Below are 17,210 nucleotides of genomic sequence, written 5' to 3' on the forward strand. Positions count from 1 at the left end.
CGGAGCCGCGCCCGGTCGGGCCAGGACCCGGCCCGACCAGGCGCGGCTCCGGCCCGCTCCCGGTCGCCGCCGTGGCGCGGCCGACGGATCAGCCCAGCGCGCGCAGCGCGGGTACGAAGGCGACCAGCACCGGCACCACGGGTACCAGCGCCGCCGCCGCCGTCAGCCGTAGCCTGCGGGCCGCGGTGAGCCGGGGGACCGGGGACAGCAGCCGGTTGACGCGCTGCGGCAACTGCGCGTCGGGCGTGTTGCCGGGGCCGAACACGCCCCGGTCCTCGTTGAGTTCGACCAGTGCGAGCGCGATCGTCAGTCGGCCGAACCGGCGCGAGGCGACATCGTCGGCGGCCAGTTCGACCAGCCGGTGCATCTCGTCGCGGAACGCCGCGAAGACCGGCACCTGCGGGAATCCGTTGGCGAGCGCGCCCGAGCAGTGCAGCAGCCAGTCGTGCCTGGCGCGCGCGTGGCCCTGCTCGTGCGCGACCACCGCGTCGAGCTGACGGCCCTTCAGGCGGCGCAGCGCGGCGGTGGTGATGACCAGTTGGGGCGCGGCGCCCGGCAGCCACCAGGCATCGGGCCGCTCACCCTCCAGCACGACGAGCCGCTCGCCGTCGGGCTCCTCGCCGGGCAGCACGGGGGAGCGTACGAGCAACTCCCTGCGACGCCGCCCGCGTCGGCTGCGCGCCCGGTGGATCTCCCGGGTGAGCATGGCCGCCGTCCACAGCCCGCCGCTCGCCAAAACCACGGCGAGCACCGCCGACCAGGGCCGGTGCGAACCGAAGGCGTACGCCTCGACCACGCCGCGCGGGGCGGGGGCGAAGACATGCCCCCGTACGGCCTGCCAGGCGGCTGCCGCGCTGAACACCATGGAGAGCGCGAAGCTCAGGAGGACGGCCGCCACCACGCACTGCCACACCCACAGCGCCACCACCGGCTCACGCTCGGGCCATTCGGCCCGCGCCAGCAGTCGCGGAGCGACGACGGCGGCCAGCGCTCCGAGCAGCAACAGTGCCAGGGAGACCATCATGGGCAACAGAGTATGAGCGCGGCGTCGCTCATGGGTATCGTCTGACCGGGCAAGTGATCCAGGACACGTTTCGGCGCGGTACGGATCAGATCGTCAGCAGCATCGCGAGCATCGCCACCCCCATGGACAGCCGGCAGGCGAAGGCCAGCTCCGGGCGGTCGCCCCAGCCCGCCGCGGCTGTCGCGCCCCGGGCGCCGGAGGCCCCCGCCGCTTCGGCGGGCAGCGGCACCAGACGGCCGCCCGCCCACAGCACATAGCCGGTGAAGTAGATCAGCAGGACGCCGGTGACCAGGGGAGCCCCGCCCGCGCCGCCCGCCGCGTGCGAGGCGTGCGCGCCGCTCGGCGCCCCCGCCATCGCCCCCGCCATGTAGACCATCGCGAGCATGCCCAGCAGATGGTGCGACCGGTGCCGATGGCGGCGCTCCCCGCTGTGCTCCGACACGAGCGCGTGCAGCGCCGCCGCGCCGAACACCGCCACATACCCCAGCCAGACCCAGCGGGGCGGTGCCAGCACGGCGGCGGGCACCGCCATCGCCGCCATCCCGAACCCCATCAGCGCCTCGCCGCCCGCCGAACCGCGCTGTTCCGCCACGGCACTGCGCGTCCGGAGCAGACACAGCCCCCCGGAGACCGCGCAGAGCGCGACGAGCAGCCAGCCGACCGCCGCAGGTCCGTGCACCGCGCACCTCCCCCGATCAGCCGCTCAGTGGCCTCGGCAAGGTCATGCCCCCCGCGCCCGGCCCTGATACGGGCGCGCGGTGGCGCAACGGCACACTGAGGGAGCGCACTTCACGGAAGCATCGGTTCCGGTCGGACGCACGCGCTGGCCACCGGCAGCGCCAGCCCCTGCCGCGCCGCGTCCAGCAGCGTCAGCATCACATCGAGGACATGGCGCGCCAGCTCGGCCGAGGCCCGGTGCGGACGGCCCTCGGCGAGCGCCCGTGCCAGATCCGCGAGACCGAGCCCGCGCCCCGCCCCCGACGTGCCCGCCGAGACGGGGAGCCGCTCCCACCCGCCGCCGGAGCGGTGCAGCTCCACCGGCCCGTCGAACTGGTTCGGATCGGGGACCGAGAGAGATCCGGCCGTGCCGTGCACCTCGATGTGCGGCAGCCGGGTGGCCTGGACGTCGAAGCTCATCACCAGCGTGGTCAGCGCGCCGCTCGCGTGCCGGAGCACCCCGGTGACATGGGTGTCCACCTCCACCGCGAAGCGTTCGCCCGCGCGCGGCCCCGAGCCGATCTCCCGCTCCGCCCTGGGCCGGGAGGCCGCGCCGGTGACCTCGATGACCGGCCCCAGCAGATGGACGAGCGCGGACACGTAGTACGGGCCCATGTCGAGCAGCGGCCCGCCGCCCGGCCGGTAGTAGAACTCCGGGCCGGGGTGCCAGCGTTCGTGTCCCGGGGTGGTCATGAACGCCGTCGCCGCGACCGGGGTGCCGATGAGCCCGGCGTCGACGGCCGCGCGGGCGGTCTGCGTGCCGCTGCCCAGTACGGTGTCCGGCGCGCAGCCGACGCGCAGGCCGGAGGCAGCGGCGGCGGCCAGCACACGGTCCGCGTCCGCGCGGGTGGTGGCGAGCGGCTTCTCCCCGTACACGTGCTTGCCCGCGGCGAGCGCGGTCAGCGCCACCTCCGCGTGGGCGGCCGGGACGGTCAGATCGAGGACGGCGTCGACGTCGGGGGCCGCCACCAGTTCGGTGAGCGTCCCCGTGGCCCGTGCGCCCGGCACGCGCCCGGCCACGGCGGCGGCGCGGCCGGGGTCGAGGTCCGTGACCACCGTGAGCCGTACGTCGTCCAGCTTCTCCAGCGTGTCCAGATAGGCGCCGCTGATCGCGCCCGCCCCCACCATGCCGATTCTCAGCGGCTTGCCCACAGCAGTCCCCTCTCGGTGAGCGTGCGCACCTCGGGCACGTCGAAGTCGTCCGGTTTGTGGCCGATCGCGGAGACGAAGACCCGTCCCGCGCCCCAGTTCCTGGTCCAGACGGCGGGCATGGTCACCGGCCGGGACCGGTGCTCGTCCGCCGCGAACTCCGTGGTCGCGAGGGTGTCGATCAGCGGATCCGTGGCCAGCCAGTACTTCTCCGTGTGCACCCGGAAGTCGCCGAGACCGGCGATCACGGGATGGTCGGCGCGCTCCTCGACGAGCGTCACGCGGTGCTCGGAGAAGCCCTCGGGGTGCATGAGGAACTGGCCGCCGGTCAGCAGCTGATAGCCGAGATCGCCCCGGAAGGAGTCGACGATGCCGCCGTGCCAGCCGGCCAGCCCCGTACCGGCCGCGACCGCCGAGGCGAGTCCGGCGCTCTGCTCCGGGGACAGCTCGCCCATCGTCCAGCACTGCACCACCAGATCGGTGGTGCCGAGCAGTTCGGCGTCGGCGTAGACGTCCAGGGTGCCGGATGTCCGGACGGTGTAGCCGTGGTCGCGCAGGAAGGGCAGGAACAGCTCCGTGATCTCCACGGGCCGGTGTCCCTCCCAGCCACCACGGACGACCAGGGCCTGCCGGGCTTGGGATGTCACGGTCCTCGCACACTCCTGTCGGTTCGTCCCGGTCGTTATCGGTTCTGCGCGGCTCTGTCCCGTACCGACCGCGCGCCGCCCCTCCCCGTGCACCCTGCCCGCCCCGGCCCCCGCCTACGCCGCACGGCCGCGCTACGCTGCGCGGCGTCCCAGCATCGGCCCGGAACAGGAACCCGCACCATGGAGCCCACCGCACCGCACCCCCTCGGCGAACTCACCTTCCGGGACGCCACGGCCGCCGACGCGCAGGCCGTGGTGGACCTGGTGGAATCGGCCTACCGCGGCGACAGCAGCCGTACGGGATGGACGACGGAGGCGCACCTCCTGGACGGACAGCGCACCGACGTACAGGCGGTCCTCGATGTCGTCGAGGCGCCGGGGAGCAGGCTGCTGGCCATCGAACAGGACGGCCGGCTGACCGCCTGCTGCCAGCTCGAACACCGGGGCGAGGCCGCCTACTTCGGCATGTTCGCGGTGCGGCCCGGGGCGCAGGGCGGCGGCCTCGGCCGACGGATCATCGCCACGGCGGAGCGCATGGCGTGCGAGAGCTGGTGCGTCCGCGAGATGCAGATGACGGTACTGACCGCGCGCGAGGACCTGATCGCCTGGTACGAGCGGCGCGGCTACCGCCGTACGGGAAAGCTGCTGCCCTTCCCGTACGACGACGAGCGCTTCGGCATACCGCGCCGGGCGGACCTGGAGTTCGAGCTGCTGGTCAAGCCGCTGGTCTGACGGCGCGGGCCGCCACCCGGGCCGACCGGGGCACGGCGCGGGGCGGCGCTCACGTCACGCCGTGAACCGCCCGGTCCGCCGGATCTCCGGGAAGTCCGTGGTCACCGCGGACAGCCCGAACGCCCGCGCCAGCCGCAGCTGGTCCTGGGTGTTCACCACCCAGCCGATGATCCCCAGCCCCTCGCCGTGCGCACGCTCCACGACCTCCAGGGTCAGCCGGCGGATGTTCAGCGCCAGCCGCGCCGCGCCCGCCGCCTTGGCGCGGTCCACCACGTCGGGTCCCCAGCGGCTGGCGATCAGCACCGTACGCACGCCAGGCACCAGCGAGGCGATCTCGGCCACCGCCTCGTCGTGGAACGACGACACCTCGACCCGTTCCACGAGCCCGCGCTCACGCATCACCGCCGCCAGCGCCCGCGCCGCGGCCACGTCCTTGATCTCGGCCTGGACCGGCGAGGCGACGTCCTCCAGCACCTCCTCGAAGACCGGTACGCGCTCGCCCTGTCCCGCGTCCAGCTCCCGCAGCTCGGCGAGGGTCCGGTCGGCGATGGCGCCCGTGCCGTCGGTCGTGCGGTCCACTTCGGTGTCGTGCATGACGACGAGGGCGCCGTCCTTGCTCAGGTGGAGATCCAGCTCGATGGCGTCCATACCGGCCCGCTCGGCGTGCCGGAAGGAGCGCAGGGTGTTCTCCGGTTCGACACCCATCACTCCGCGATGACCGATGGTCTGGAAAGTCAAGACTGTCTCGCTTCCGTCGAAGGCGGCTCCGCGTCCGAAGGCGGTTCGCACCGAGCGTAGGCCCTGTCTTCGAAGTAGCGCCGTCGTCCCGAGGGGAGGGCCCGGCGGGCGGGCCCGGCGGGACTTCGAAGACAGGGCCCGGCAGCCGCTCCGGTCGCCGGACCCGGCCGCGTGCGGTCAATGGAAAGTACGCGTCCCTCCGCCGTATCGCAGGAAAAACAGCGGTGACCATGGGGTGACAGCAGGAAATTTCCCGTCCTCTCCGGTTGTACGGGGGAACCTTGGGCCTATACGGTGAGATCACGCCAGGTTCTACGGTGAGGGAAGTGACATGACGGAAATTCTTGCGCAGGAAGCCGCTGTATCCGGGATATCCGGCGTGACCAGGCTGATCGATCACCCGGCCTGGCCGGAGCTGAAGAACGCCGTCGAGGAGATCCGCCCCTGGCAGTCCCCGGACGGATCGATCGACTTCACCGCCGAGGGCGCCCCGGCGCGCGCGCTCGCCGATGTCGCGCTCGACCGGGTGACCGCGGCGGTCGAGCAGCTCGCCCCGCTGCTCCCGCACGACGCCGAGTACCACCGCGCACTCCTCTCCGACCTGCGCAAATGGTCCGACGGCGGCTTCGCCGTACCCGACTTCCTGGACTCGCTGCTCGCCTTCGGACCCGCGGCCGACCGGGCCGACGGCCGCCAGCACCTGGCCGTCTTCCCCATGTACACGCAGAACGGCAATCCGGACCGCAACCTCGAAGCCGTCGTCCTGCGCATGGTCTGGCCCGACTGGCTGGCCGAGCTGGAGCGCACCCGCTACGACAACCCGCTCTTCTGCGGCATCACCTTCGAGGACTTCACCTCCGGGTACGACACCAACTCCGCGGTGTTCTTCCCCGAGACCATCGCCGTGCGCGAGGCCCCCGAGCGCTTCAGCTGGGGCGGGATCTTCTGCGACCGGGAGGCGGCCCGCTTCCGCCGCGTCATCGCCGCCGCCGTCTCCACCCTCGGCGTCGGACTGCCCGACGACCTGCGCGCGATGGTCGATGACCAGGAGCGCTGCCAGCAGGCGTTCGTCCTGTGGGACATGATCCACGACCGCACGCACAGCCACGGCGACCTGCCCTTCGACCCGTTCATGATCAAGCAGCGCCAGCCGTTCTGGATGTACGGCCTGGAGGAGCTGCGCTGCGACCTGACGGCGTTCCGCGAGGCCGTACGGCTGGAGGCCGACGGCTTCCCGCAGGGCCGCGACGTCCAGTTCGCCGTGCTCTTCGACCGCATGTTCCGCTTCCCCGTCACCGGCGCCCGCGTCAAGAACTACGACGGGCTCGGCGGCCAGCTGCTCTTCTCCTACCTCCACCAGCACGACGTGGTGCGCTGGACGGACAACACCCTGCGCATCGACTGGGAGCGGGCACCCACCGTCACCAACCAGCTCTGTGCCGAGATCGAGGACCTCTACCGGGCGGGCATCGACCGGCCCAAGCTGGTCCACTGGCTCGCCGGGTACGCGCTGGTCTCCACCTACCTCGCCCCGCACCCCGGCTCCCGCTGGGCCAAGGGCCCCGACGCCCTCGACCTGACGCAGCCACCCCGCAAACTGGTCGACGACGTGCTTCCGGACGAGTTTCCCCTCAGCATGTTCTACGAGGCGCTGTCCAAGAAGCTGAAGAGCGTCATCGCCTCGACCAAGGGCATTGTCGCGACGGACACCGGACGCGTGGCCGCGTGAGCGCCCGCGGCCAGGAGGAGAGCGGCATGGACGCCACCACCCGTACCAGCGGATCCGGCCCCGCCGACCCGGACGGCGTGCTGCACGGCGCCGTCGTCGCGGTGGCCGGAGCGGCGGGCCCGGCCGGCCGCGCCGCCCTGCTGCGGCTCGCCGAGGCCGGCGCGACCGTCGTCGGCGCGGACGCGGACGCCCAGCGGCTGGCCGAGGCCGTCGACGCCGCCCGCTACGCGCACGGCGGAGCCACCGTCATCGGCGACACCGTGGACCTGCTCGACCCCGCCGCCACGCGCGCCTGGGCCGACCGTACCGAGAAGGAGTTCGGCCGGATCGACGGACTGGTCCATCTCGTCGGCGGCTGGCGCGGCGGCGCCACCTTCGCCGGGACCGACCTGGCGGACTGGGAGCTGCTGGAGAAACTCCTGATCCGCACCGTCCAGAGCACCTCCCTGGCCTTCCACGACGGACTGCTGCGCAGCGACCGGGGACGGTACGTGCTGATCAGCGCGGCGGGCGCGACCAAGCCCACGGCGGGCAACGCCGCCTACGCCGCCGCCAAGGCCGCCGCCGAGGCGTGGACACTCGCGCTCGGCGACGCGTTCCGCAAGGCGGGGGGCGAGGACGGGCCCCGGGCCGCGGCTGCCATCCTGGTGATCAAGGCACTGGTGCACGACGCGATGCGCGCCGAGCGACCCAACGCGAAGTTCGCGGGCTTCACGGACGTCAAGGACCTGGCCGAGGCCATCGTCGGAGTCTGGGACCGGCCCGCCCGTGAAGTGAATGGAAACCGCCTGTGGCTGACCCCAGGACCGTGAGGTCCCCCGCGACGGACGCGCGCCGCCACCACGACCCCGAGGTGCGCGGCTTCGCCAGCGACAACTACGCGGGCGCCCACCCCGAGATCCTCGCCGCGCTGGCCCTCGCCAACGGCGGCCATCAGATCGCGTACGGCGAGGACGACTACACCGACCATCTCCAGCGCGTCGCGCACAGCCACTTCGGACAGGACGCGCGGGCGTTCCCGGTCTTCAACGGCACCGGCGCCAATGTCGTCGCGCTCCAGGCGCTCACCGACCGCTGGGGCGCGGTCATCTGCGCCGAGTCCGCGCACATCAACGTGGACGAGGGCGGGGCGCCCGAGCGGGTCGCCGGACTCAAGCTGCTCACCGTACCGACGCCCGACGGCAAGCTGACGCCCGAGCTGATCGACCGGCAGGCGTACGGCTGGGACGACGAGCACCGCGCCATGCCGCAGGCCGTGTCGATCACCCAGAACACCGAGCTGGGCACGGTCTACACCCCCGACGAGATCCGCGCCATCTGCGAGCACGCCCACGGCCTCGGCATGAAGGTCCACCTCGACGGCGCCCGGATAGCCAACGCCGCCGCGTCCCTGGACGTCCCCATGCGGACCTTCACCAACACCGTCGGCGTGGACATCCTGTCCTGCGGGGGGACGAAGAACGGCATGCTCTTCGGCGAGGCGGTGGTCGTCCTGAACCCGGACGCGGCCCGCGCGATGAAGCACCTGCGCAAGCTCTCCATGCAGCTGGCGTCCAAGATGCGCTTCGTCTCCGTCCAGCTGGAAGCGCTGCTCGCGGGCGACCTGTGGCTGCGCAACGCCCGGCACGCCAACACGATGGCCCAGCGGCTCGCGGCGGGCGTCCGGGCGGTGGACGGCGTGCGGATCCTCCACCCGGTCCAGGCCAACGCCGTCTTCGCCCGGCTGCCGCACGCGGTGAGCCTGCGCCTCCAGGAGCGCTTCCGGTTCTACTTCTGGGACGAGAAGGCCGGGGACGTCCGCTGGATGTGCTCCTTCGACACGACGGAGGACGACGTCGACGCGTTCGTGCAGGCGCTGAAGGAAGAGATGGCGGGATAGCCCCGGGCCGGTGCGCGGAGAGACGTTTCCGCCGTCCCTCCGCGCACCGGCCCCGCCGTCAGCTCCTGTCGGCCTCACGGGCCTCGTGCGCCGTGGGCGCCGTACCCCCGAGGTGAGCCGGTACCCACCAGGTGTCGCTCGCGTCCCTGGGCCGCACGGGATAGGCGCGCTGCGCCGCCTCCAGCAGCTCCTGCACCCGGTCGCGCAGCCGACGGGTGATCGCGCCCGCGTACTGGTCGCCCGGCGCCTCCACCTGCTCACCGACGCGGATCGTCACCGGGATGTGGCTCCGCCTGAAGCTCCGCGGCCGGCCCTTGGTCCACACCCGCTGGGTGCCCCACAGCGCGACCGGGATCAGCGGGACGCCTGCCTCCTGCGCCATCCTGGCCGCGCCCGACTTGAAGCTCTTGAGCGTGAAGGACTGCGAGATGGTCGCCTCGGGGAAGACCCCGACGATCTCGCCCGCCCGCAGCGAGGACAGCGCGTGCGCGTAGGCGGTCTCGCCCTGCTTGCGGTCCACCGGGATGTGCTTCATGCCGCGCATCAGCGGCCCCGAGATCTTGTGCCGGAAGACCTGGTCCTTCGCCATGAAGCGCACCAGACGCTTCTGCGGCAGGGCGGCGAGTCCGGCGAAGATGAAGTCCAGATAGCTGATGTGGTTGCTGACGAGCACGGCACCGCCGGTGCGCGGAATGTGCTCCGAACCCTGCGTGTCGATCTTCAGGTCCAGCGCCTTGAACATCGTGCGAGCGGCGCCGATGACCGGCCGATAGACGAGCTCTGCCATCTGGGGAGGACCCTTCTTGTTCCGGGGAGGTTCTCCCGGCGGAAGTTACGCAGCCGTAGGTTTTCGGCATTCCGCCGATCGTGCCCCATACACGGCCCCGTGGCCAGTCCTGATCCCTGTGCGGGGCGAGATTCTCGTCACGTCACCGCACCACCGTCACAGCGTGTCGGAACTGCGGATACAGCCCGCGGTCCAGCGGTGGCCGCGGGCCGCCGCTGCCCGGTGATCAGCACCGCGGCCGGTACGACGGCGGTGCTGACGACCGTGCCGAACCGCGGTCCTCGTACGTCGACGTCCATGGCGCCGGCCTCGCTCGTCGATCACCGCCGCGGGAGCCGGGAATTTCCGCGGTGGCGCGAACGCTCCAGGGGAGATGGAGAGCAGCGGACTCGTGGTCCGCGCGGCGGTGTGCCGGTGACGGCGCCGCGTTCGGCCGGTGCGCGGGCGCCGGGACGGGAGGCTGAGGATGCGGGACGAGGACGGGCTGCGGCTCGGCGCGGCGGAGCTGGGCGCCGAACTCGGGGAGCGGGCCACGCTCCTGCAGTTCTCCAGCGCGTTCTGCCAGCCCTGCCGGGCGACCAGACGCACCCTCAGCGAGGTCGCGGCCATGGTCGACGGGGTCTCCCATGTGGAACTGGACGCGGAGGAGCGCCTCGCGCTCGTCCGGGAGCTGGGCATCGTCCGGACCCCGACCGTGCTGGTCCTGGACGCCCGCGGCCGAGTCGTCCGCAGAGCGTCCGGGCAGCCGCGCCGGGTGGACGTCATCGCCGCACTGGGGGAAGCGGTGTGAGTGTCCGTCCGAAAGTCCGCCCGGGGGAGCGCACTTGACCATGACCGCCACTTGTCGTCACCCTGACAGGGTGCCCCGGGAACCCCTTCGCTCCTGGCGGGTCCGGACGGGCCGGGCCCGCGGCGCGCGTACCCGCTGTCCGGCCGTCCGAGCGTCCACGGCCCCGTTCGACCCTCCGCGAAGGACCCTTCCATGACGACCTCACCCGACCTGTCGACTGCTCAGCCGGGCTCTCCCGCGTTGCTCCGCTCCGTCTTCCGGCGCCACGCGGCGGGCGTCGCCGTCGTCACGGCCCGGGGCGAGCGGCCGGTCGGTTTCACCGCCACCTCGCTCAGCTCCGTGGCCGCCGAGCCGCCGCTGCTCTCCTTCGGCGTGGGCGTCACGTCCTCCAGCTGGCCGGTCCTGGCCGGGGCCGCGCACGTGGGGGTGCACATACTCGGCGAGCACCAGACCGAACTGGCCGCCACCTTCGCACGCTCCGGCGCCGACCGGTTCGCCCCGCCCACCGCGTGGCGGGAGGGGCCCGAGGGGGTGCCGGTGCTGGACGGCGTACTCGCCTGGCTGGTCTGCCGGGTGGTCGCCCGCGTACCCGCGGCCGACCACCGCCTGATCGTCGCCCAGGCCGTCGCGGGGGACTCCGCGGGCGCGGGCCGCCCCCTCCTGTACCACCAGGGGCGCTTCAACGCGCTGCGGGACTGAGAGTTCCCGCGCCGTCTCCCTCGCCGCGTTGGGTAGGTCACAGTTCCAAGCGCTTGCTCAGCGGGCAGACTATGGAATGTACTGGCGAGTAATATTACTCCGGTGAGCCGGTCTCCCGACCGGAAACCGCCCGACAAGGCGCCTATGCTGCGTGCGACAAGGCAGCCCGGAAAAGACGATGCAGTAGGAGAGCCGGCGTGAGCTTGAGGATCGTTGTCTGTGTGAAGTACGTGCCCGACGCCACCGGGGACCGGCGTTTCGCCGATGACCTGACGCTCGACCGTGACGAGGTCGACGGTCTGCTGTCCGAGCTGGACGAGTACGCCGTCGAGCAGGCGCTGCGGATCGCCGACGCGGCGGACGAGGCGGAGGTCACCGTGGTGACCGTCGGTCCCGAGGACGCCAAGGACGCGTTGCGCAAGGCGCTGTCGATGGGCGCGCACAGGGCCGTCCACGTGGAGGACGACGATCTGCACGGCACGGACGTCATCGGCACCTCGCTGGTGCTGGCCAAGGCCGTCGAGAAGACCGGCTACGACCTGGTGGTCTGCGGCATGGCCTCCACCGACGGCGCTATGGGTGTGCTGCCCGCGCTCCTCGCCGAGCGGCTGGGAGTCGCCCAGGTCACGCTCCTGTCCGAGATCTCGGTCGAGGGCACCCTCGTCAAGGGCCGCCGGGACGGCGACAGTGCGAGCGAGGAGCTGGAGGCGTCGCTGCCCGCGGTCGTCTCGGTCACCGACCAGTCGGGAGAGGCCCGTTACCCCTCCTTCAAGGGGATCATGGCGGCCAAGAAGAAGCCGGTGGAGTCGCTGGACCTGGCGGACCTGGAGATCGACGCCGACGAGGTCGGCCTCGCGGGGTCCTGGACCGCGGTCGACTCGGCCACCGAGCGTCCGGCCCGCACGGCGGGCACCATCGTCAAGGACGAGGGTGAGGGCGGCAAGCAGCTGGCCGGGTTCCTCGCGGAGCAGAAGTTCATCTGAGCCCCGGTCGCTCACTCGACCACCCGCCCGACCCCTCGTACGCGCAGGAGATCCCACCCATGGCTGAAGTTCTCGTCTTCGTCGACCACGTGGACGGCGCCGTCCGCAAGCCCACCCTGGAACTGCTCACCCTGGCCCGCCGCATCGGTGAGCCCGTCGCGCTCGCGGTGGGCGCGGGCGCCGAGGCCACCGCGCCGGTGCTCGCCGAGCACGGCGCGGTGAAGGTCCTCACCGCCGACGCCGCCGAGTTCGCCGACTACCTCGTCGTGCCCAAGGTCGACGCGCTCCAGGCGGCCGTCGAGGCGCTCTCGCCCGCCGCCGTCCTGCTGCCGTCCTCCGCCGAGGCCAAGGAGATCGCGGCCCGTCTCGCGGTCCGTATCGGCTCCGGCATCATCACCGACGCCACCGACCTCGAAGCCGGTGCCGAGGGCCCGGTCGCCACCCAGGCGGTCTTCGCCGCCGCGTTCACCACCAAGTCCCGCGTCTCCAAGGGCACCCCGGTCATCACCGTCAAGCCCAACTCCGCCCCGGTCGAGGCGGCGCCCGCCGCGGGCACCGTCGAGGCGCTCACGGTCGCCTTCGGCGAGAAGTCGACCGCCACCAAGGTCGTCGCCCGCACTCCGCGTGAGTCGACGGGGCGTCCGGAGCTGACCGAGGCCGCGATCGTCGTCTCCGGCGGACGCGGGGTCAACGGCGCCGAGAACTTCGCCGTCATCGAGGCGCTGGCCGACTCGCTCGGCGCGGCCGTCGGCGCCTCGCGCGCCGCCGTGGACGCGGGCTGGTACCCGCACGCCAGCCAGGTCGGCCAGACCGGCAAGTCCGTCTCCCCCCAGCTCTACATCGCCTCGGGCATCTCCGGCGCGATCCAGCACCGCGCCGGGATGCAGACGTCGAAGACGATCGTGGCGATCAACAAGGACGCCGAAGCGCCGATCTTCGACCTCGTCGACTACGGCATCGTCGGCGACCTCTTCGAGGTCGTCCCGCAACTCACCGAAGAGGTCAAGGCCCGCAAGGGCTGAACCGATTCCCTCCGGTACGCCCCGGGGCCGCGCGGTGGACTCCACCGCGCGGCCCCGCGCCGTTCCCCGGCGCGTGGCCGGTCGCCATTGACGCGGCCGGGACCTGCGGCTTGACTTCCTGCCACGGATCGATGATTCCGCGGTACGGAAAAGAGAAGGGTGCCGGAATGGGGCAGCACGAGAAGATCGCCACCAGCCTCCCGGCGGGGGCCGTCGAGGCCGTCGGCGCCTCCCTCGCGGACGTCGACGCCGAACTCGCCCGCCGCTACCCCGGCGACCCCGGCACCCGTCAGCCCGTGCACACCGTCTACGTACCCGCCGACGTCTTCGACGCGGACACCCCGCGCTCCTGGGGCGACCGGGCGCTCGCCGCCCTCGACGAACACGCTCCGGACGCGGCCTCCCTGGCGCGGGTCCTCGGTCTCCCCGACGCGCTGGCGGGACCGGTCCACGAGCGGGTACGGGCCAAGCTGGCGCGCGAGCCCGTCGAGGACCTGCGCGTCGACTTCGAGGACGGCTACGGACCCCGCCCGGACGACGAGGAGGACGAGGCCGCCGCCCGCGCCGCCCGGCTGGTCCACGAGGCGTACGCGAACGGCACGGCGGCCCCGTACACGGGCATCCGCATGAAGTGCCTGGAGGCGGCCGTCCGCGACCGCGCCATCCGCACCCTCGACATCTTCCTCAGCGGGCTGATGGCCGCCGGCGGTCTGCCCGGCGGACTCGTCCTCACCCTGCCCAAGGTCTGCTACGCCGAGCAGGTCGCGGCGATGGCGCGGCTGGCCGGGGAGTTCGAGAAGGCGCACGGGCTGGAGACCGGCCGGATCGGCTTCGAGATCCAGATCGAGACGAGCCAGGCCGTCCTGGCCGCCGACGGCACCGCCACCGTGGCCCGGATGATCGGCGCGGCGGGCGGCCGGGCCACCGGGCTGCACTACGGCACGTTCGACTACAGCGCCTGCGTCGGTGTCAGCGCCGCCCACCAGTCGAGCGACCACCCGGCCGCCGACCACGCGAAGGCCGTCATGCAGGTCGCCGCGGCCGGAACGGGCGTACGCGTCAGCGACGGCTCCACCAACGTCCTGCCCGTCGGCCCGACCCCCCAGGTCCACGAGGCGTGGCGGCTGCACTACGGCCTGACCAGGCGCGCCCTCGCCCGCGCCTACTACCAGGGCTGGGACATGCACCCGGGCCACCTGCCGACCCGGTACGCCGCCGTCTACGCCTTCTACCGCGAGGGCCTCGAACAGGCGGCGGCGCGGCTGGCCGCCTACGTCGCCAAGGCGGGCGGCGCCGTCATGGACGAGCCCGCCACCGCCAAGGCGCTCAGCGGCCATCTGCTGCGGGGCCTCGACTGCGGCGCCCTGGACGACGACGAGGTCACCGGGCTGACCGGGCTGAGCCGCGCGGACCTGGAGGGCTTCCGCGACCCGGGCCGCGCGGGCTGACGGCGGCCGACGCCCGCCCACCGCCTCACGGGGTTGCTCAGCCGTCCGCGGGCGGCGGGATCTCGCCCGAGCCCCGGGCGATCAGTCGCGTCGGCACCACGACCCGCGCCGGAGCGTCCGCCCCGCCGTCCAGCCGGTGGAAGAGGCGCTCCGCCGCCGTGCGTCCCAGGGTCGCCGCGTCCTGCGCGATGACCGTCAGGCCGGGGTCCAGGAGATCCGCCAGCTCGATGTCGTCGAAGCCCACCAGGGCGACCGGACGTTCATGGTCCGTCAGGACGCGTACCACCGTCACCGTCACCCGGTTGTTGCCGGTGAGGATCGCCGTCACCGGCTCGGGAAGGGCGAGCATCGCGCGCACCGCCTCGTGGACCCTGCGCGGCGCCGTCGTACCGAGCGAGACCCAGTCGTCCGCGATGGGCAGACCGGCGTCCGCCAGCGCCGTACGGTAGCCGCGCAACCGCTCGCTCGCCGTGTGGATGCCGGGCTGGTCGCCGATGAAGCCGATCCTGCGGTGGCCGTGCGCGATCAGATGCGCGGCTCCCGAGCGGGCGCCGCCGAAGCTGTCGGAGAGCACCGCGTCCGCGTCGATCCGGCCGGCCGGCCGGTCCACGAAGACCGTCGCCACCCCGGCCTTGATCTCCGGCTCCAGATAGCGGTGGTCGTGCCCGGCGGGAATCACGATCAGACCGTCCACCCGGCGCGCGCAGAGCGCGAGCACCAGCTCCTGCTCGCGGTCCGGGTCCTCGGCGCTCGACCCGTTGATGAGCAGCGCGCCGTGCGCGCGCGCCACCTCTTCCACCGCCCGGTTCAGCGGACCGTAGAAGGGGTCCGCGAGATCCTCCAGGACCAGTCCGATGCTCGACGTACGGCCCTTGCGCAGCACCCGCGCCGAATCGTTGCGGCGGAAGCCCAGCGCGTCTATCGCCTCCTGGACCCGCCGCTCGGTGTCGGCGGTGACGCCCGCCTCTCCGTTGACCACGCGGGAGACCGTCTTGAGCCCGACTCCGGCGCGCGCGGCCACATCCTTCATGGTGGGCCGGTTGCCGTAGCGGTTCTCCGGGCGATGGGCGGTATCGGCCACAGTGCGCTGTCCTGTCGTTTCTCGGTGATTCTTCCGTCAGGTCCTGGGCGCCGCGGGTCTCGTCCGGGCGGTGCCGTCGAGCATAGGCCCTGGACAACGTTGTCAAGTGTATGGAGACTGTGGAACGAAGCCATAGTTCCGTACCACCCCCTCGTTCCGTACACCCCCCTCCGAGGGGGATACCTCGTCGCCGGGAGATCCCAGACCGATGCATACCGAATCCGTCGCCGCACTCGACATCGGCGGTACCAAGATCGCCGGTGCGTTGGTGGACGGCCGCGGCAGGATCCTCGTACGGGCCCAGCGGCCCACCCCCGCGCGGGAGGACGGCGAGACGGTGATGCGCGCCGTCGAGGAGGTCCTCGCGGAGGTCTCGGCCTCGCCCCTGTGGCCGTCCGTCACGGCCGTCGGGATCGGCAGCGCCGGTCCCGTCGACGCCTCCGCCGGTACGGTCAGCCCGGTCAATGTCCCGGCCTGGCGCGGATTCCCGCTGGTGGAGCGGGTACGGGCGGCCGTGGGCGGGCTGCCGGTGACGCTCGTGGGCGACGGTGTCGCCATCACGGCGGCCGAGCACTGGCAGGGCGCGGCCGGGGGCTACGACGACGCGCTGTGCATGGTGGTCTCCACGGGGGTCGGCGGTGGCCTCGTACTGAACGGTCGGCTCCACCCGGGCCCCACCGGCAACTCCGGTCACATCGGCCACATCAGCGTCGAATTGGACGGCGACTCCTGCCCCTGCGGCGGCCGGGGCTGTGTGGAGCGCATCGCGAGCGGCCCCAACATCGCCCGGCGGGCGCTGGAGGGCGGCTGGGAGCCCGCCCCGGGCGGCGACCGTTCGGCGGCCGCCGTGGCCGCCGCCGCCCGCGCGGGACATCCGGTGGCGATCGCTTCCTTCGACCGGGCGGCCCAGGCGCTGGCCGCCGGTATCGCCGCGACGGCCACGCTGGTCGAGATCCGGATCGCGGTCATCGGCGGCGGGGTGGCGGGCGCGGGCGAGGTGCTCTTCGCGCCGCTGCGCCGCTCCCTGCGCGACTACGCGGCGCTCTCCTTCGTCCAGCGGCTGGAGGTCGTCCCGGCGCGCATGGGGACGGACGCGGGCCTGGTGGGCGCGGCGGCGGCCGCGCTGCTGGGGAGCCGGGACGGCACGAAGACGGCGGCGGTCGGCGGCTGAGGGCAGGAGACCCGCCGCCGGGCCCGCCGAGGCGCCGCGCCGCCCGTACAAGCCGTGCGGGCCGAGCCGTACGAGCCGTAAGACCGGTACGGGTCGTAAGACCGGTACGGGCGGTGGGAGCCGTGCGGGCGGTACGCGCCGTACGCGCGGCGCCTGTTGGGCGGTCAGCGCGGGGTCTGGCAGGCCATGCGCTCACTGCCCTTGAACTTCACACACAGCTCGGTGCCGGTGCCGGTGTCCCCGGTCGGCCAGGTGTGCGTCAGTGCCTTGCCCGAGCGGGTGGCCGTGGCCGTGGCCACCCGCCGTCCGCCCCGGTGGAGCGAGACATCGCGGGAGGCGAGATCGGCGGGCGGGTTGGTCCAGATCCCGGTGACCGAGTTCTGTCCGCCCTGTCCCTCCAGCCGGATACAGATCTGCGGCCCCGAGAAATGGTGCGTGCAGGCGCTGCTGTCGGCCGCCGCGGGGGCGGCGGCCAGCGAGACGGTGAGGCCCGCGAGGGCCAGGGTCAGGACGGACCGCCGGGGCGTGGCCCATGGTCTGCGCATGTTTCGGGACTCTCCGGTCGTCTCCGGTCGTACGGAACGGGTCGGCGGGTGTGGGCGCGACAACGGCGC

At 72.9% G+C, this 17,210-nt stretch carries 18 protein-coding genes; 10 read left to right on the top strand and 8 right to left on the bottom strand.

The annotated features are described in order from the left end of the window. Nucleotides 1-88: 88 nt before the first annotated feature. The 4 genes from DVH02_RS31420 to DVH02_RS31435 all read right to left on the bottom strand — a co-directional run bounded on the left by DVH02_RS31420 (nucleotide 89) and on the right by DVH02_RS31435 (nucleotide 3,537). Nucleotides 89-1,024, bottom strand: a complete 936-nt coding sequence (locus tag DVH02_RS31420; RefSeq protein WP_114627248.1) for a M56 family metallopeptidase — start codon at nucleotides 1,022-1,024, stop codon at nucleotides 89-91. 85 nt (nucleotides 1,025-1,109) lie between these two features. After that, a complete protein-coding gene (locus DVH02_RS31425; protein ID WP_114627249.1) occupies nucleotides 1,110-1,703 on the bottom strand; it encodes a DUF5134 domain-containing protein in 594 nt (197 codons plus the stop codon). A gap of 110 nt (nucleotides 1,704-1,813) precedes the next feature. Next, the gene (locus DVH02_RS31430; RefSeq protein WP_114627265.1) at nucleotides 1,814-2,893 is read right to left on the bottom strand and encodes a Gfo/Idh/MocA family protein; all 1,080 of its coding nucleotides are present in this window, start codon (nucleotides 2,891-2,893) and stop codon (nucleotides 1,814-1,816) included. After that, nucleotides 2,878-3,537: a ThuA domain-containing protein gene (locus DVH02_RS31435; RefSeq protein WP_114627250.1), complete on the bottom strand. Its 660-nt coding sequence runs from the start codon at nucleotides 3,535-3,537 to the stop codon at nucleotides 2,878-2,880. The genes DVH02_RS31430 and DVH02_RS31435 overlap by 16 nt, the downstream gene beginning before the upstream one ends. Before the next feature lie 180 nt (nucleotides 3,538-3,717). Between DVH02_RS31435 and DVH02_RS31440 the strand changes: the two genes are divergently transcribed. Beyond that, nucleotides 3,718-4,269 carry a GNAT family N-acetyltransferase gene (locus DVH02_RS31440; RefSeq protein WP_114627251.1) on the top strand — a complete coding sequence of 184 codons (552 nt, stop codon included), beginning with the start codon at nucleotides 3,718-3,720 and terminating at the stop codon, nucleotides 4,267-4,269. Nucleotides 4,270-4,323: 54 nt separating this feature from the next. Here the strand turns inward: DVH02_RS31440 and DVH02_RS31445 are convergent, their stop codons facing one another. Beyond that, nucleotides 4,324-5,007: a glycerophosphodiester phosphodiesterase gene (locus tag DVH02_RS31445; RefSeq protein WP_114627252.1), complete on the bottom strand. Its 684-nt coding sequence runs from the start codon at nucleotides 5,005-5,007 to the stop codon at nucleotides 4,324-4,326. 331 nt (nucleotides 5,008-5,338) lie between these two features. Between DVH02_RS31445 and DVH02_RS31450 the strand changes: the two genes are divergently transcribed. Genes DVH02_RS31450 through DVH02_RS31460 form a run of 3 tightly spaced genes read left to right on the top strand, consistent with a single transcriptional unit; the run spans nucleotide 5,339 to nucleotide 8,615 of the window. Beyond that, nucleotides 5,339-6,736, top strand: a complete 1,398-nt coding sequence (locus DVH02_RS31450) for a DUF6421 family protein (protein WP_114627253.1) — start codon at nucleotides 5,339-5,341, stop codon at nucleotides 6,734-6,736. A gap of 26 nt (nucleotides 6,737-6,762) precedes the next feature. Continuing rightward, nucleotides 6,763-7,548: an SDR family NAD(P)-dependent oxidoreductase gene (locus tag DVH02_RS31455; protein WP_114627254.1), complete on the top strand. Its 786-nt coding sequence runs from the start codon at nucleotides 6,763-6,765 to the stop codon at nucleotides 7,546-7,548. Continuing rightward, nucleotides 7,545-8,615, top strand: coding sequence for a threonine aldolase family protein (locus tag DVH02_RS31460; RefSeq protein ID WP_114627255.1), 1,071 nt, complete (start codon nucleotides 7,545-7,547; stop codon nucleotides 8,613-8,615). The genes DVH02_RS31455 and DVH02_RS31460 overlap by 4 nt, the downstream gene beginning before the upstream one ends. Nucleotides 8,616-8,673: 58 nt before the next feature. Here DVH02_RS31460 and DVH02_RS31465 read toward each other — a convergent pair whose 3' ends face one another. Then, the gene (locus DVH02_RS31465) at nucleotides 8,674-9,402 is read right to left on the bottom strand and encodes a lysophospholipid acyltransferase family protein (protein ID WP_114627256.1); all 729 of its coding nucleotides are present in this window, start codon (nucleotides 9,400-9,402) and stop codon (nucleotides 8,674-8,676) included. Nucleotides 9,403-9,868: 466 nt separating this feature from the next. Between DVH02_RS31465 and DVH02_RS31475 the strand changes: the two genes are divergently transcribed. The 5 genes from DVH02_RS31475 (at nucleotide 9,869) to DVH02_RS31495 (ending at nucleotide 14,344) form a co-directional block, all read left to right on the top strand. Then, nucleotides 9,869-10,192 carry a TlpA family protein disulfide reductase gene (locus DVH02_RS31475; RefSeq protein WP_114627257.1) on the top strand — a complete coding sequence of 108 codons (324 nt, stop codon included), beginning with the start codon at nucleotides 9,869-9,871 and terminating at the stop codon, nucleotides 10,190-10,192. Between the two features lie 192 nt (nucleotides 10,193-10,384). Then, entirely contained in the window at nucleotides 10,385-10,891 is a 507-nt protein-coding gene (locus DVH02_RS31480) for a flavin reductase family protein (protein ID WP_114627258.1), read from the top strand. Nucleotides 10,892-11,088: 197 nt separating this feature from the next. Beyond that, a complete protein-coding gene (locus DVH02_RS31485) occupies nucleotides 11,089-11,874 on the top strand; it encodes an electron transfer flavoprotein subunit beta/FixA family protein (protein WP_114627259.1) in 786 nt (261 codons plus the stop codon). 59 nt (nucleotides 11,875-11,933) lie between these two features. Continuing rightward, complete coding sequence (locus DVH02_RS31490) at nucleotides 11,934-12,896, top strand: electron transfer flavoprotein subunit alpha/FixB family protein (protein WP_114627260.1); 963 nt, start codon at nucleotides 11,934-11,936, stop codon at nucleotides 12,894-12,896. Between the two features lie 167 nt (nucleotides 12,897-13,063). Beyond that, nucleotides 13,064-14,344 carry a DUF6986 family protein gene (locus tag DVH02_RS31495; protein ID WP_114627261.1) on the top strand — a complete coding sequence of 427 codons (1,281 nt, stop codon included), beginning with the start codon at nucleotides 13,064-13,066 and terminating at the stop codon, nucleotides 14,342-14,344. A gap of 37 nt (nucleotides 14,345-14,381) precedes the next feature. Here the strand turns inward: DVH02_RS31495 and DVH02_RS31500 are convergent, their stop codons facing one another. Then, nucleotides 14,382-15,425: a LacI family DNA-binding transcriptional regulator gene (locus tag DVH02_RS31500; RefSeq protein ID WP_114627262.1), complete on the bottom strand. Its 1,044-nt coding sequence runs from the start codon at nucleotides 15,423-15,425 to the stop codon at nucleotides 14,382-14,384. A 208-nt stretch (nucleotides 15,426-15,633) separates the two neighbouring features. Between DVH02_RS31500 and DVH02_RS31505 the strand changes: the two genes are divergently transcribed. Further along, nucleotides 15,634-16,596, top strand: coding sequence for an ROK family protein (locus DVH02_RS31505; RefSeq protein WP_114627263.1), 963 nt, complete (start codon nucleotides 15,634-15,636; stop codon nucleotides 16,594-16,596). Nucleotides 16,597-16,760: 164 nt separating this feature from the next. Here DVH02_RS31505 and DVH02_RS31510 read toward each other — a convergent pair whose 3' ends face one another. Next, nucleotides 16,761-17,141 (bottom strand): hypothetical protein, encoded by a 381-nt coding sequence (locus DVH02_RS31510; protein ID WP_114627264.1) that lies wholly within the window; start codon nucleotides 17,139-17,141, stop codon nucleotides 16,761-16,763. Between the last annotated feature and the right edge of the window lie 69 nt (nucleotides 17,142-17,210).

It is taken from the genome of Streptomyces corynorhini (assembly GCF_003346515.1).
Taxonomy (GTDB): Bacteria; Actinomycetota; Actinomycetes; order Streptomycetales; family Streptomycetaceae; genus Streptomyces; species Streptomyces corynorhini.

Excerpts from the sequence above, each read along its gene's own strand:
- DVH02_RS31420 (WP_114627248.1), bottom strand. The coding sequence starts at position 1,024 with ATGATGGTCTCCCTGGCACTGTTGCTGCTCGGAGCGCTGGCCGCCGTC.
- DVH02_RS31440 (WP_114627251.1), top strand. The coding sequence starts at position 3,718 with ATGGAGCCCACCGCACCGCACCCCCTCGGCGAACTCACCTTCCGGGAC.
- DVH02_RS31450 (WP_114627253.1), top strand. The coding sequence starts at position 5,339 with ATGACGGAAATTCTTGCGCAGGAAGCCGCTGTATCCGGGATATCCGGC.
- DVH02_RS31455 (WP_114627254.1), top strand. The coding sequence starts at position 6,763 with ATGGACGCCACCACCCGTACCAGCGGATCCGGCCCCGCCGACCCGGAC.
- DVH02_RS31465 (WP_114627256.1), bottom strand. The coding sequence starts at position 9,402 with ATGGCAGAGCTCGTCTATCGGCCGGTCATCGGCGCCGCTCGCACGATG.
- DVH02_RS31475 (WP_114627257.1), top strand. The coding sequence starts at position 9,869 with ATGCGGGACGAGGACGGGCTGCGGCTCGGCGCGGCGGAGCTGGGCGCC.
- DVH02_RS31480 (WP_114627258.1), top strand. The coding sequence starts at position 10,385 with ATGACGACCTCACCCGACCTGTCGACTGCTCAGCCGGGCTCTCCCGCG.
- DVH02_RS31490 (WP_114627260.1), top strand. The coding sequence starts at position 11,934 with ATGGCTGAAGTTCTCGTCTTCGTCGACCACGTGGACGGCGCCGTCCGC.
- DVH02_RS31495 (WP_114627261.1), top strand. The coding sequence starts at position 13,064 with ATGGGGCAGCACGAGAAGATCGCCACCAGCCTCCCGGCGGGGGCCGTC.
- DVH02_RS31505 (WP_114627263.1), top strand. The coding sequence starts at position 15,634 with ATGCATACCGAATCCGTCGCCGCACTCGACATCGGCGGTACCAAGATC.
- DVH02_RS31510 (WP_114627264.1), bottom strand. The coding sequence starts at position 17,141 with ATGCGCAGACCATGGGCCACGCCCCGGCGGTCCGTCCTGACCCTGGCC.